This window comes from Bacillus spongiae (assembly GCF_037120725.1).
In the GTDB taxonomy this organism is placed as follows: Bacteria; Bacillota; Bacilli; order Bacillales; family Bacillaceae_K; genus Bacillus_CI; species Bacillus_CI spongiae.
The window spans coordinates 50071-65379 of record NZ_JBBAXC010000019.1 but is presented as its reverse complement, the minus strand read 5'-3'; the positions used below and the strand labels follow the sequence as shown (position 1 = coordinate 65379).

Annotated in this window: 13 protein-coding genes; 4 read left to right on the top strand and 9 right to left on the bottom strand. The window is 36.8% G+C overall.

Annotated features, from left to right (window positions below):
• Positions 1 to 84: 84 nt before the first annotated feature.
• Complete coding sequence (locus tag WAK64_RS18755) at positions 85 to 708, bottom strand: response regulator transcription factor (RefSeq protein WP_336588536.1); 624 nt, start codon at positions 706 to 708, stop codon at positions 85 to 87.
• A 33-nt stretch (positions 709 to 741) separates the two neighbouring features.
• Positions 742 to 1719: an alpha/beta hydrolase gene (locus WAK64_RS18750; protein ID WP_336588535.1), complete on the bottom strand. Its 978-nt coding sequence runs from the start codon at positions 1717 to 1719 to the stop codon at positions 742 to 744.
• 1093 nt (positions 1720 to 2812) lie between these two features.
• Here WAK64_RS18750 and WAK64_RS18745 point away from each other — a divergent pair.
• Positions 2813 to 3139: a hypothetical protein gene (locus tag WAK64_RS18745; protein ID WP_336588534.1), complete on the top strand. Its 327-nt coding sequence runs from the start codon at positions 2813 to 2815 to the stop codon at positions 3137 to 3139.
• A 335-nt stretch (positions 3140 to 3474) separates the two neighbouring features.
• Positions 3475 to 3732 carry a hypothetical protein gene (locus WAK64_RS18740; protein WP_336588533.1) on the top strand — a complete coding sequence of 86 codons (258 nt, stop codon included), beginning with the start codon at positions 3475 to 3477 and terminating at the stop codon, positions 3730 to 3732.
• A 512-nt stretch (positions 3733 to 4244) separates the two neighbouring features.
• On the opposite strand, the gene WAK64_RS18735 is transcribed toward WAK64_RS18740, so the two are convergent.
• The 3 genes from WAK64_RS18735 to WAK64_RS18725 form a co-directional block, all read right to left on the bottom strand.
• The gene (locus tag WAK64_RS18735; RefSeq protein ID WP_336588532.1) at positions 4245 to 7211 is read right to left on the bottom strand and encodes a carbohydrate binding domain-containing protein; all 2967 of its coding nucleotides are present in this window, start codon (positions 7209 to 7211) and stop codon (positions 4245 to 4247) included.
• Positions 7212 to 7369: 158 nt separating this feature from the next.
• Entirely contained in the window at positions 7370 to 8392 is a 1023-nt protein-coding gene (locus tag WAK64_RS18730) for a LacI family DNA-binding transcriptional regulator (RefSeq protein ID WP_336588531.1), read from the bottom strand.
• Positions 8393 to 8541: 149 nt separating this feature from the next.
• Positions 8542 to 8862, bottom strand: a complete 321-nt coding sequence (locus WAK64_RS18725) for a MazG-like family protein (protein ID WP_336588530.1) — start codon at positions 8860 to 8862, stop codon at positions 8542 to 8544.
• A gap of 92 nt (positions 8863 to 8954) precedes the next feature.
• Between WAK64_RS18725 and WAK64_RS18720 the strand changes: the two genes are divergently transcribed.
• Positions 8955 to 9518, top strand: a complete 564-nt coding sequence (locus WAK64_RS18720; RefSeq protein WP_336588529.1) for an LOG family protein — start codon at positions 8955 to 8957, stop codon at positions 9516 to 9518.
• A gap of 147 nt (positions 9519 to 9665) precedes the next feature.
• Positions 9666 to 10604 carry an aspartate carbamoyltransferase gene (gene pyrB, locus WAK64_RS18715; RefSeq protein WP_336588528.1) on the top strand — a complete coding sequence of 313 codons (939 nt, stop codon included), beginning with the start codon at positions 9666 to 9668 and terminating at the stop codon, positions 10602 to 10604.
• Between the two features lie 188 nt (positions 10605 to 10792).
• On the opposite strand, the gene WAK64_RS18710 is transcribed toward pyrB, so the two are convergent.
• From WAK64_RS18710 to glyA, 4 genes are all read right to left on the bottom strand, one after another.
• Positions 10793 to 11323, bottom strand: coding sequence for a GNAT family N-acetyltransferase (locus tag WAK64_RS18710; RefSeq protein ID WP_336588527.1), 531 nt, complete (start codon positions 11321 to 11323; stop codon positions 10793 to 10795).
• A gap of 427 nt (positions 11324 to 11750) precedes the next feature.
• Complete coding sequence (gene wecB / locus WAK64_RS18705; RefSeq protein ID WP_336588526.1) at positions 11751 to 12875, bottom strand: non-hydrolyzing UDP-N-acetylglucosamine 2-epimerase; 1125 nt, start codon at positions 12873 to 12875, stop codon at positions 11751 to 11753.
• A gap of 20 nt (positions 12876 to 12895) precedes the next feature.
• A complete protein-coding gene (upp, locus tag WAK64_RS18700; RefSeq protein WP_336588525.1) occupies positions 12896 to 13525 on the bottom strand; it encodes a uracil phosphoribosyltransferase in 630 nt (209 codons plus the stop codon).
• A gap of 245 nt (positions 13526 to 13770) precedes the next feature.
• A complete protein-coding gene (gene glyA / locus WAK64_RS18695; protein ID WP_336588524.1) occupies positions 13771 to 15009 on the bottom strand; it encodes a serine hydroxymethyltransferase in 1239 nt (412 codons plus the stop codon).
• Positions 15010 to 15309: the final 300 nt, after the last annotated feature.

Here is a 15309-nt window from a genome sequence, read left to right as displayed (position 1 = left end):
ACAGCTCCTATTCTACCAACTAAGTGGTCTCCAAGCTGAAGAAGAACATCGCCTGATCGGCTGCGCACTCTCGTTAACTAATTTCTAGGATTGGGTGCAAATCACAGAAAATGGTGAAGAGACAATTTTTTTAATGTGAACATTAATAAGGTTACGATTACGATCTTCAAGCGGCCATAAATAATTAATGAAATGCTCTTTCGTTACAATTCGATCTCGATTCTCATAAAGATAAAAAAATATTTTACGCTCAATTGCCGTAAGTAGTACTTCGTGTTGAAGTCCAGTGTTAAATAGTCTTTTTGTATTTGCTTCAATTTGTAAGTGTTTAATTTTCAAAAAAGTACCATATGTATTTTCCAATTGCTTATTTATTCTTAACAGTAGCTCACGTGGGTCATAAGGTTTAGTAACGTAGTCTTCTCCAATGAGCAGACCGTGCAATTTACTTTCCATATCATTAAGAGCAGACAAAAAGATTACAGGAATATTTAACCCTAAATTTTTGATCTTTTTCGTTATTTGATAACCATCTTCTCCAGGAATCATAACATCCATAATAACTAAATCCATTTTGCTAATATCCTCTAATACTTGCTTTCCATTCTCTCTCCACAGTACATTGTATCCCTCTTTTTCCAAAATTACCTTTAATAATTCTCCAATTACAGTGTCATCTTCAACCATTAAAATATTAAATTCTCTCATTAAATGTACCTTCCATTTAAATAGATTATACTTTTATTCCAACTCATTAATAAAATCTGTAGTAAGCTCGTATATCCTTTCTGGAGCATAAAGATAAATCGAGTGTTTGCCCTCTATTTTTTGTACTTCCGAAACATGAAGTTGATCTGAAAATGCTTCGTAATTCTTATTTTTTTGCTTTGTAAAATCAGCGTGTTCATTTTGCTTCGTATAAGCAGACAAAAACAAGATAGGAGTGCTGTTCGGAAGTGCGAGCTCCGTTGACTTCTTTGCATTATCGTAAGTTTGCAAGATTTCATTTTTCATGTCTTGATTAAATGCTTTTTTATTAGATATCGCTTTAAATATTTTCTTTTCCTTATTCGTCAAGAAAGATTGCTTTAATACTTCAGGATCATAGGTTACGTGAGGTAATAACCTTTGGACACCAATCGTTGTAAGAAACTGCATTCCCCTAAACATTAGGGAATCAACAGCACTTAATTTATGATCGACATATTCATGAGGTAGTCCTATATCTAAACCAATAATTGCCTTAACCTCCTCTGGATACTTTTGCGCCCAATAAATCGACTCTATCCCTGAAATAGAGTGAGGTACTAATATGTATGGAGGCTGGCTTCCACTATCCTTTAGCCCTGTCCTCGTCTGTTCTAATATGGTGTCTATATCTCGAGTATCTCCAAAGATATCACTATAACCATAGCCAGCTCTCTCCACGATAGCCACCTTATTTTCTTTAGAGAATTTACTATAAAGTCCCTTCATCTCGTAAACCGGCGCAGCTATTCCTGATCCGGACATAAAGACAAAAGTCTCTTTTCCTTCCCCTTCTTTGTAAACATGAATGTCTTTATTCATAATATTGACGATCGTTCCGTTACTTTTTAAAAGGTCAGCTTCTTTACTCAACCAATATTGGTGATAGGTAAATATCGTCATAACGGATAATAATAACAATACAAAACAATAGATGACAATTTTTCTAATGATGCTTACTAATTTTCTCATGATAAAATCTCCTCTCAGTCTATACTGAAAGGATAAAGCATAATAATAAATATCTAATAAATTTTTATAAATATTTATTATATTTTGATTTAAGTATGTAAATCGCAAAAAAACTCTTATCGCCTCCTAATATCCCTTCAACCCCATCTATCGAATGTAGGATCAATCTTGCTAACATCATGACTAAACTCGATAAATGTAAATCCTACTATTATTTCTAAGCTTCAACATACAATCTATTTATTTGTATTAGTCATTTAAAAATAAAAACGCACTTCTTTTCACAGAAATACGCAAGGTAATCAAATATAAATGAATCTTTATAACCTAGAACTTTATCCGTGTTCGTTGAGAGTCGTTTTTGACCATTTCACAAACGATCTGAGTACATTCTAACGGCTCTATTCACACTTAGAAGTAACTAGTAACCATTATTATTTATTACCCAAATGCTTGTGAATGTTTGAAATGTAGTTAGAAATCGAGAATAATACATGAAACAATAGCCCTTTATTATTTACCATATAGGTTCATGATGATTACTTAATTTGATAAAGAAGGGTAGTATGATAATAAACACGATACTTAAGTATCCTAGAGTAAACATATTTCTTGTCTTGGAAGAGATATATTGCTTTTTACCACAATAAGAGCAATTTTTGCCTACTTTCAAGAACCCTAGTGTTCACAACTCCGAGCTCTCCATTTATTACTACAACCATTACACATTGCCATAATTTTGATCCCCTATCGAAGACATTTTACTTTATATCCTCCCATTACAATTATTTCAAAATTTACTATGATATACAAGAAAGAATGATTTCTCTTTTTCAATAGCAGAGGTACGCCTCTTATTACACAGAGAACTTAGAATAAGACTACCATCACCATAAGTTCTACTAGAGGACCATCTTCTTTCCTATATCTCAGCTTAATAATAGTAAACAATTGTTCATACATTAGGTATACTATGTATAAGGTAATATTTACAAATATGGAAGTGAAGATAGGTTTTTATTGAACATTAAAACCTTCCATCTCAATAATACAAACCTACTAAGCAAACTAAATGATGAAAGGTTGAAGTTATATGAAAATATTTTTGACTAAAAAGGGCTTCCTGATCACTACCATTACCCTATTAATCCTAGTAATCTCCCTTCCACTCCTCGCTCCATTTGTACATCATGATGACTCTGCACGTGGCGCCATACGAAACCATATTTATAATGAAGGTTATCCTTACCAAAGCTTTATCTCTATTATTACGAATGACTATTACAGCGATGCTCAGTATGGAGAAAGATTTAACGTTAAATGGATTACTTGGAAAAGTGAAACGGGTACGAGCCCCTCTTCCTGTTATGCCCAAAAAACAAATCAAGATCATTATGAAGTTAGTTGCGGGGCAGGATAAATTCTAGTTGTTAAACATTCGCGTTTCTTCTAAGGAAGGACGCTTTTTTGTTTCAAAAAATACTAGCATAATACCAAATTAAGTAAGACGTCTTTTCACCAAATAAGGATATTCTTATAAGCTAAAATAAACATGTATCGCACCTATTTCAACCAATTTAGATTCTCATTTACAATATAATACGTATAACAAAATCTTAGTTTTACAAAAATTTCCTATATATACAAATAGACTTTTTAACATCCGCAATAATTTATGAATGAACCTTTATTATTTTGTTCAATTTAGTGTTTACGTATCATATGCTTTATAAATAGAGCAAAAGGAGGGATTGTATGAGCGCTGTAAACAAAATCTCTTGTGGTTTATGTTGTATTTCAGCTGGACTCGTCATCTTATTTTATGTATTTCTTGGTTTGTTTATTAGTGAAATCGTAGATTCTGCTATCGAAGGGATTTTCAATACCCCTGATGCTGCAGTGAACATCCTTATTGCCCTAATAATTGGTATTTTAACCCTTCTTATTATAGGTATATTAGCTTTGGTCGTTGCGTTTAAATTATTTAAGGTTGCTAAAAGTGCTTGTTCATAAGATTGTTAACGAAGAGGACCTTTCTCCAATCGGATTTTTTTAAATAATGTATATATCTTTGAACAAAGCGCAAAAGGATTCTTTTAGTACTAAAATGTAAATTAATTAGTTGATGTAATCGAGTTATGATAAACCGGTTTAGTTGAGGTACTACCATCACCTCATTCATAGACCCCTCTAACGGTTCAATTAATCGCTGGTGTGTTGTAATAAACAGTTTCCAAGATCTTTTAGTATTTGGCAGAACATCTCCTCAGAGCTTTTGACAAAAAAACGATGCTTCGAATCGAAGCATCGTTTTTATTTCTCCATTGTAACCTGGTCATCAACAAGTACCATCATTTTGTTAACATTGAGGTGACAAGATCTATACAACGTTTCCTTCTTCATTAAAAAATTCAAGGTTTGACACATCCGTATGATCCCATGCCAGCTTAAGATTCGTTGCCTATCCTCTCAATACGCTCCCATTAAAAAAGGTACAGCACCTAAAGATGCTGCACCCCATTCCCTTACTTCAATTCTACATTATCAATGACCACATCATGTGCATCAAGTACCTCACCTGTGGAGCCTAACAAGAACTTAAGACTCGTCTCTTCCCTCACAGGCATGATAAACGTAAGTTCATATTGCGTTTTATTTTCAGTAAGCTGAACCGTTTCAGATAAGTACCGGACATATTCGAGGTTTTCCAGTGTCACTTCCATCGATCGGTTCGCTGAAGAACTTGCCTCGAAGGAAAGGGTGTATTCCTTTCCAGGCTCAAGCAATAAATTACTTTGGTAGAACTGGATACCCCATGGTTCCGCCCCTTCTTCCTCTATGGTCATACGTGCCTCGCCATTTTCATGCTGAACACTTGCCACTGCATCAAAATGGATGTAAGACTGCCAAGGATCTAATCCATTATCGAATGTCCCGTTTTTAATATGAGATGGATTATCTGGGCCAGCTATTTTCTTTAACTCGATGTTATCTAGCTTCACCTCATGAATACTTCCACCAAGATGAATGATGAATTGCGATTCTAAGTCCATCACATCAGGCATCATAAATGTCATCGTTTCATTTTTCCAATCGGCCGTCAGAGGAATTGTTTCAGTAGCATAGGAAACCTCCCCATCCTTACTTCTTATTTCAATTTGAATATCACGTGCACTTTCCGACATCCCGTCAAAGGATAATTCATATTCACTTTCACTCTCTAGCTGAATACCCTTTTGGACCAATTGAACGTCGGAGGTTTCATTTGAAAGTGTCGCCGAAAATACTCGTTCATCAGGGTCTACTCCCACGACATCCGCATCCTCTACGTTTAGCAAATTCCAATAAAGTAAACGGTCAGGGAATCCTTGGTCAAATGTTCCATTATATAGAAGGTTTCCATCAGGAAGAGGAAGTTTAGAAGCATCTGTATCCACTTCTATCGGAGCAATTTCTTCTACTCGAACATTCCCGACCCACACTGGAAGAGTAGACAGTCCAACGTTAAACTCCAGACGTGCTGCCAAATCCGTTTCCTCCGTCATTTGAAACACAGTTTCATAGGATTGCATTTGATCCGTTAAAGAAAATGTTTCGCTTCGTGAATAGGTGGCAAAGCCTCTGTCTGCCCCTCCACTTACTTTCACATTGATTGGACGCGGTTCGCTCGACTTCGCATCAAAGGACACTTTGTAATAACGTCCCTTTCCAATCGAAGCATCTTGAATCAGTTGAACGGAATAAGTCTCTCTACCAGCATCTTGTATATCAATTTTGGCATAATTCTTATTATCCACTTGATCAATGGACATATTCGCTTTTCCTCCGAAGTCAGGGAGGGCTAAGAAATACCAATAATCCGTATTCGCAACTCCTTCAACGCCGTCCACTTCTTCCCATTCCTGGTCAAATCCATTGTTGTAAATTAAATTTCCATCTTCAAGTGGCTGTTTCGCACCGTCTGGTAATGGTTCAGCTTCAACTTCCGGAAGCTCAGGTACTTGATATGGACGACCTGTCAGGTCGTAGACACGTACATATTCTACGTCCATCGATTGAGGAAACATCGTCTCCTCTGTTGGGTCTCCATCAAAATTTCCACCAATCGCTACATTCAACAACATATGGAAAGGTTGATCAAATGGAGCTGGATACGCAAAATTAGCTGCTGTGTTCGGTCCTTTACCATACCAATTATTTTGCGTTTGGCGAAGCTTTCCATCTACGTACCAGCGAATTTCACCCGGTTCCCATTCAACCGAATACACATGCTCATCCGCAACTGTCGAACCATTATCAAAGGCATAGTGAGCGCCAGTGTATTTATTGTTTGGCCACATTTCACCGTAATGTAGCGTGCCAATTGCTTCATATGGATTACTTCCCTGCACCTCTAAAATATCAATTTCTCCAGATGCAGCCCATCCGCCATATTTATCATCTTCTGGAAGCATCCAGAATGCCGGCCAATATCCTTTCCCTACTGGAAGCGACGCCTTCATCTCAAATTTCCCGTAGGCTTTTGAGAAAAGACCCTTCGTTTTTAGTCGAGAGGATGTATAGGAATATCCTTCATAGTCTTCCTTCTTCGCCGTGATCACTAGCTTTCCATCTTCTGTTTTCGCGTTTTCCGGACGGTCTGTGTAATATTGCTTTTCATTATTTCCCCATCCTGGAATAAATTCACCACTTGCACCGTCGATATATCCATTCCCAATATCAAACGTCCACTTTCCACGGTCAATCTCTGTTTGGTTAAATTCATCATTCCAAACAAGAGACCACGGTGTGACAAAACTTGAAGCATCGTTTGTTTCTTCCCCATTGAAGACGATCGAGCTATCTAACGTAGCTGCTTCTACTGCACCTTCTCCATTAATGATTGACCCTTTACCGGATTTCGGGACGTGGAGCTCCTTTACCACCCCATCAAAAGGAAGGTTAATATCAGAAAACGCTTTCAATTCTAGGCTATCAGAAATCCCTTGCAGCTCTACCTGAGCTTTTCCTTTTTTACCAATGGTTGTAATTGAAGTAAACTCACCATCAAGAGTAGCTTTTTTTGTTTTTATAGAAGAAGATGATACCTTTACATCTTTAAACCCTTCCGATGTAATCTCATTTTCCTTTAGTAAAATATTGGCATCCAAGAATGTTTTTTGGACTTCTGATTCTCCAGAGACGGTAATCTTTGTAGCATGATCCGATGTTCGGACAGAAAGGGTTTCCAGTTGCGAATCCGTTAATTGAACAGATTCAGGTGCTTTCCCTTTAATTAGGGTAGTTCCAAGAACCGTCACATTTTCTAATGTGATATCCTTTCCTGCTCTCGGGGTAATCAACAAATCTCCTTTAATTGTTTGATTCTTTAATGTCGAATCTTTAAGATGATATACTTTTTCTTTTTTCTCTGCTGCTTTTCCTATGTTACCAGGTGTCAAGGACATGATGAGACATGCAGCGGTAATAGAAGTGACTGCTTTTTTAATCAATTGAAACACCTCCTAATTTATTTGTCTCACGTGGGACATTTCATAATTTAACTATAAGATTATCCTCACTACTTGACAACATTATTTTAAAATAACAATCTCTTTCTCTACTAAAAAAATGCTTCATTCCATTGGAAATATAGCATTTCTCTAGTAATTTAATTTTTATCACAACAGGAGTCACGTTTGACTAGTGTGGCTTGAAATGGCCGTATTGTCTCAAGCGGCTTCTCTTCAATTTGACGAATAAGTTGCTCGACTAAAGTAACCGCCATCTCAATTCTTGGTACATGCATGGTGGTTAAGGCAGGGGTCGTGTATTCCGTAAGCAAGAGATTATCAAAGCCCATAACCGAAACATCATCAGGGACATTCAAACCCTCTGCTCTCAACGCTTTAAGGGCACCAAACGCAATATGGTCATTTGAACACAAAATAGCAGAAGGTAGAGCCCCCTCTTTAATCCAATGAGAGACGGCCTTTTCTCCTGATTCTTCTGTAAATTGTCCATTGTATACGTAACTTGATTTTAAAGGAATTTTTGCTCCCACAAGCGCTTTTTGATAGCCTTCAAATCGTTCCATAGCAGCCAAGTTATCTTCATCACCTGTAATAATCCCAATCTCTTTGTGACCTAGTTGAATGAAGTGATTCGTAGCCTCCACTGCCCCCGCTTCATTTTGTAATATAGGTATTGGAATGGAAGAGTCCCTCCTCGACAAGTTGTTTTGATCAAAGACCCCTACCAAATAGTTGGCTGATAGGATTTGGTCCACAATCGCTTGCACGTTGCTCCAACTTATGATGATGCCTGCATCGATACTTTTTTCACGGTAAAGTTTTAATACCGAAACGGGATCATTTAATTCAGTCATCATCACCAGTACATTATAGCCCCGCAAAGAGCAAGCATTAATCATAGCCCCAATTACTACACTGTAAAATTGATCATCGGAATAAATACGATCCTTCGCAGGGTCTTGAATGATAAAAAGCCCAATCGTATGAGTTGTTTTCTTCACCAGTCTTCTTGCTGAAACATTTGGATGATAGTGATTCTCCTCCATAATCTTTATTATGCGATCACGCGTTTCAGGTCGTACTTGATCCGAGTTATTTAATACACGCTGCACCGTCTTCCTCGAAACCCCTGCTAGCCTTGCTATATCAAAAATATCCATAAAATCCCCCTGAACCGTCGGTTTTTCATATTATAGCGTATCATGCTGAAGTTTGATATATGGCCATGATTTCATTATTTTTTGTTAAAGCCACATTTTCCTTCATTACAGGATGCTGTCCCATCCTTTCTGAAATAAACTTGTTTAGCCTAATTTTTCGAATAGCGATCTTCTAGTTTCTTTTTATGGTTCTGAAATACTTCTTCTAAAGGAATATTGTACTTGTTTGCAATGACAATTAAATTACCTAATACATCACCTAATTCTTCTGTTAACTCTTGTTTATTTTCCGCAAGTGACCCTGTCACTTCATCAGGTCGATCTCTTCCTATTTCAAGGGCCCTTATAGCTCGGGCAACTTCGCCTGTCTCTTCTGCTAAAAAACCGATACGAATAAAAATATCTAACTCAGACCACCCCCTACTCTCATAATAGTCTTTCACCCATTGTTGAAATTCACCGATATTCATGCTTATCTAACCTCCATTCAAATACTTTCATCTTAACAAATAAAGGTAAATTATATATAATCTTCAATGAGTATTATTTAGGAGGGGATCAATTGAAGACAATAGCCGTATTTTGTGGATCGAGTAATGGAACATCTGAACTCTATATTCAAGGAGCAAGAAAACTAGGAAAAGAGCTAGCTAAACGAAACATTACGCTTGTTTATGGTGGAGCGAGTGTTGGCATTATGGGGGCTGTGGCAGACTCCGTCTTAGAAGAAGGCGGAAAGGTCATTGGTGTAATGCCGGGTTTTCTAGATAATAGAGAGATATCTCATAAAAACTTGTCTGAGCTAATTATCGTCGACTCTATGCATGAGAGAAAGGCAAAAATAGCAGAGTTGGCAGATGGATTTATGGCTTTGCCTGGCGGACCAGGAACGTTAGAAGAGTTCTTTGAAGTTTTTACGTGGGCTCAATTAGGTCTACATCAAAAACCGTGTGGGCTCTTAAATATTAATCATTATTATGACCCTCTTATCGCATTATTTAATCATATGTCCGATGAAGAATTTTTACATAAAAAGTATCGTACTATGGCTATCGTAGAGGAAGATCCAATGAGAATACTCGATAAGTTCAATGCATATGAACCCCCAACATTAAAAACATACTGAATAAGAGACCTGATGCTTATAACTATACTTGCATGGATTAAAGAGGAAGTTTCCAAGATTAAAAGTGAATATAAGAAGTTCCATTTACGGTAAAAATTTATGGATCTAATCTATTTAACAAATAATCACTAGGAGTTGGATTTACGTATGAGTACGGTTAAAAGCTTTGTAAGTGGAAGTCAATTTGAACGAAGTAAGTTATTAACGTTATTTACATTAGCGGATGATATTAAAGAACATCCAAAAAGCTACTCCAATATTTTGTCAAGTAAAATCATTACGACGCTTTTCTTTGAACCAAGTACTAGAACACGTTTATCATTTGAATCAGCTATCCAAAGACTAGGAGGGCACCTTTTAACCGTTGAAAATGGAGAGCTGAATTCTTCATCTAACAAGGGGGAAAGTATAGCCGATACGATAAGAATCGTTGAAGGGTATAGCGATGGAATCATTATGCGACATAAACAAACGGAAGCATGTCAGATTGCTGCTTCCATTTCAGAAGTTCCTATCATTAATGCCGGAGATGGTTCAGGGGAACATCCTACTCAATCATTACTAGATCTTTATACAATACATTCCTATAAAAAAAAGCTAGATAATCTTTCTATAGCCATAATAGGCGATTTGAAATATGGGAGAACCGTCCATTCACTTGTACATGCATTATGCTTATTTGAAAATATAACTATTTATGGTGTTAGCAATGAAGAATTTGAACTTCCTACTACTTACGATTCATTACTATTAAAGCACAAAATCAAATATATCAAATGCAGAAGCTTAGATGAATTACCATTGGATATAGATGTTATCTATCAAACAAGATTACAAAATGAGCGAACAGAAGCTGAATCAATAAGGGACAGTATTTTTGTCATTACTAAAAAGATTATTGAAAAATTTAGCCCTACTACAATTTTAATGCACCCCTTACCTAGAAACAAAGAGATTGATGTTGCTGTAGATAAGGATAAAAGGGCCGTATATTTTGAACAAGCCAAAAATGGGCTGTACATAAGAATGGCTTTACTCACTTATATATTTAATGAGGAAGAACAAGAGAGATTAGTGATAGTGTAATAGAAAATCTCACAAACCTAATATAATCACTAATAAAGGGAAGCCCTAAAAAAATAAATAAACAACCGTTTTTCCCTTAAGAGGAAAACGGTTGTTTATTATGAAAAAGAACTAACCATTGTTATTGCAGTATTGGGTAATAAATTCATTCACTACCTCTTTTTTGAAGAGAAGGATGGCGAAATATACTAAAGATTGTCAACATACTTCTCCATGCGGATATCATCCCACATTTTATTTTGCCAATAGGTGAACTCATTAATACGGCCAATATCTTTGTAGCCCAGTTTCTGATACAGCTTCCGTGCTTGTTTGTTAAATTCAAATACACCTAATTCTATTCGTTTAAGCCCTTGCTTCTTAATTTCCTCTTCTAAATATTTTATCGCTTCATAACCAATCCCTTTGCCACGGCCTTCAGGCTCACCAATCGTAATTCCTATCCAAGCAGTTCCAGGCTCTTTTTTGTACAGGTGGGCAGGATCGACCATATAATTCATTTCTCCAATTAACTGATCACCTAAATAGATTAAGTAGATGTGAACGTGCTTAAGTCGCTGAATTAAACTATCTATCGTAATGTTTTGCTCGCATTCCAATTCTGACTTGTTTTGATTAGGGCGAATGAGGGGAATCAAAGCAGGATCGTTTTCCCACTTATTAAATATATCTACTAAGCTATTATTAGGTTCTGCTACTTTAATGTACTGAACATTCATATATTCATACCTCCAAGAAAATCGTAATAATTATAAATTTCGTTAACCCCTATCATTTTCCTTTACTTTAATAACATCATTTTCAGCCTGAAACCTTTTCACTTCTTTTTCTAAGTTATCTTACCGTCTATGTATTCGGAATATGAAAGGAAGATAAGCCATTACAACAATCATTATCCCTATTTTGTCTTCTTCCTTTTTACCATCAAAAATTATTTTAATTATTCTACTATCACTGTCCATTATTTAGCAAACATTATCTACTAATTTCTAATTTTCAGTAACACCCCTATACAATGATTTGGATCTTCAAAAGGGTAGAGTTATTATTAATTAACATTCTTTCATTCTTATTGATAGTTTTCCTTCACTACATTGTATTAAATGTAAAAAAGGCGCACTATTCATGCGCCTTCTATTTCTTTATTTAATTATCCAATTGGCTAAAATGAGCAGCTATCGCTTCCGTAATTCTTATTGCAGCCTTTCCGTCACCGTATGGATTCGCCGCTTTCGCCATCTTTTTATAGGCGATTTCGTCGGTTAATAATTCATTGGCTAACGTATAAATCGCTTCTTCTTCTATACCTGCCATCTTTAAGGTGCCTGCTTCTATCCCTTCAGGTCGTTCGGTTGTATCACGTAATACTAAAACTGGAACGCCAAGTGAGGGGGCTTCCTCTTGCACACCGCCAGAATCAGTTAAAATTAAGTACGAACGAGCAGCAATGTTATGAAAATCTATTACATCAAGTGGCTCAATTAAGTGAACTCTTTCGCAATTACCGAGAACTTCATTTGCCACTTCACGAACAGCTGGATTTAAATGCACAGGATAAACCACTTGAATATCCTTAAACTCAGCTACAAGTCGCTTAATAGCACGGAACATATTTCTCATCGGCTGCCCTAGATTTTCTCTTCGATGGGCTGTTAAAAGGACTAACCGATCCTGCCCTACCTTATCTAATATAGTATGAGCATATTCGTTCTTTACAGTTGAAGACAGTGCGTCAATTGCTGTATTGCCTGTAATATAAATTGAATCTTCCTTTTTATTTTCTCTTCGTAAGTTATTAGCTGCTTTTTCTGTTGGCGCAAAATGAAGGTCGGCTAAAACACCCGTTAATTGGCGGTTCATTTCTTCAGGGAATGGAGAAGATTTATTCCACGTTCTAAGGCCAGCTTCCACATGCCCTACTTGAATTTGATTATAAAAGGCTGCAAGGCTCGCAATAAAAGTTGTCGTCGTGTCGCCATGGACAAGAACAATATCTGGCGTAACTTCTTTCATAATATGGTCTAAAAGGTCTAACCCTTTCGTTGTAACATCAATTAACGTTTGTCTGTCTTTCATCATGTTTAAATCATAATCTGGAGTAATTTCAAAAATATCTAATACTTGATCTAACATTTGACGATGCTGAGCAGTCACCGTCACAATTGATTCAAATCGATCAGGATTTCTTTCAAGTTCCAGAACAAGCGGAGCCATTTTAATTGCTTCAGGTCTTGTTCCGAAAATAGTCATCACCTTAATCCTTTTATCCATATTCTCACACCAACTTTTGGTTATTTCGTTCCGAACAATCGATCTCCAGCATCACCAAGACCAGGAACAATGTAGCCCTTTTCGTTTAGCTTTTCATCTAGTGCAGCAATAAAGATATCTACATCTGGATGTGCTTCCTTTAAAGTATCTACACCCTCAGGAGCTGCAATTAAACACATAAATTTAATGTTTTTTGCACCTCGCTTTTTTAATGAATGGATTGCTTCTACAGCAGAACCACCTGTTGCAAGCATTGGATCAACAACGATGAAATCACGCTCTTCTACATCAGTAGGGAGCTTCACATAATATTCTATCGGTTGTAGTGTTTCTGGATCACGGTATAGACCGACATGTCCTACTTTGGCAGCCGGAATTAATTTCAATATACCGTCCACCATTCCAATTCCTGCTCTGAGGATCGGAACGATTCCAAGTTTCTTTCCAGAAAGCACTTTTGACTTAGCGGTAGCAACCGGCGTCTTAACATCAATTTCTTCTAAAGGTAAATCTCGAGTAATATCGAATGCCATTAATGTAGCTACTTCATCCACTAGTTCACGAAACTCCTTCGTGCCTGTGTCAATATCACGAATATGTGTTAGTTTATGTTGAATTAAAGGGTGATCAAAAACGACGACTTTACCCATAGTTTACTCTCTCCTTTGAGTTTTAGTTGTGAAGCTATTTTCTCGTTCTGCTTAAAACAGTCCAACTGTTCACACTTCGTATTATTCTACCAAAAAACTGCTTCCTTAACACCCATAATTCGATGAAGTTTTCAATAAATATGTAAGCAACCGCTTACACTGTAAAATGATCTGTAATAGTTTAAAGCGAACAAGGTGCATTCTTTATAAATGAAGAAAAAGGAGGCCGAATGGCACTCCTTTCTTTAACTATGATATAGGGGGTATTTCTCCGCAAGCCTTTCAACTCTCTGCTTGGCTTCAGTCAGCTTTTCTTCATTTTCATGCTCTTTTAACGTTAAAGCAATAATCGCTGCGATCTCGTCCATATCTTCGAGACCAAATCCACGTGTTGTCACAGCAGCTGTTCCAATTCGAATACCACTTGTCACAAAGGGACTCTCAGGATCAAATGGAATAGTGTTTTTATTTACAGTTATGCCGATTTCATCAAGGACTTTTTCACCAATTTTACCTGTCAAACCAAGCGAACGTAAATCTAAGAGAAGTAAATGATTATCCGTTCCATCAGACACGAGATCAAGACCTTCCTTTTGTAGGGCTTCTCCTAGACGTTTTGCGTTGGACACGATATTACGTGTGTATTCCTTAAAGGAATCTTGAAGGGCTTCACCGAAAGCAACTGCTTTTGCCGCAATGACATGCATAAGTGGACCACCTTGAATACCTGGGAAGATGGATTTATCAATTTTCTTTGCCCATTCTTCTTTACATAAAATCATTCCACCACGAGGTCCTCGTAGGGTTTTATGAGTCGTTGTTGTCACAAAATCTGCATATGGAATTGGACTTGGATGTACTCCCGCTGCAACAAGACCAGCAATATGAGCCATATCTACCATTAAGTACGCGCCTACTTCATCAGCAATTTCACGGAATTTCGCAAAATCAATTGTGCGCGGGTACGCACTTGCCCCAGCAACAATAAGCTTCGGTTTATTCTCTATCGCCTTTTGACGAACATCTTCATAATTAATTTGATGTGTATCTTTATCGACGCCATATTCGACAAAATTATATTGAACCCCACTGAAATTTACTGGACTACCGTGTGTAAGATGACCGCCGTGGGAAAGATTCATTCCAAGCACCGTATCACCTGGTTCTAATACCGTAAAGTAAACCGCCATATTAGCTTGGGCACCAGAATGTGGCTGAACATTGGCATGGTCTGCACCAAAAATCTCTTTCGCACGGTCTCGTGCTATATTCTCAGCTACATCGACATGTTCACAACCACCATAATATCGACGACCCGGATATCCTTCAGCATATTTATTCGTCAGAACTGAGCCTTGAGCTTCCATTACGGCTTCACTAACAAAGTTTTCTGAGGCAATTAATTCAATATTGGACTGTTGACGCTTAAGTTCATCTTGAATTGAAGCAAACACTTGTGGATCTTGATTAGCTAACTGTTTCATCGTAGAAATCCCCCTTCAATTTAAAAGCAAACTACTTACTATTTTCTAGTAATATATCAACCTATGTAACCTTTTATATTTTAACATGACCACATATGTTAAAAAAGCTGTTCCTTGCATTTTATCGATAAAGAGTTAATGTAGATCATTTTCAACAATCTAGAACATAGAAACGAGAAAAAATAGACAATAATGCCTATTTTGTAAGGAAAAATAGAGAATTGGTGAAAATTATTAAGATAATTGTTATTTCCCTATAATTGCATTAAATGTTTCCTGACAAATATCTGCTCGATTTTG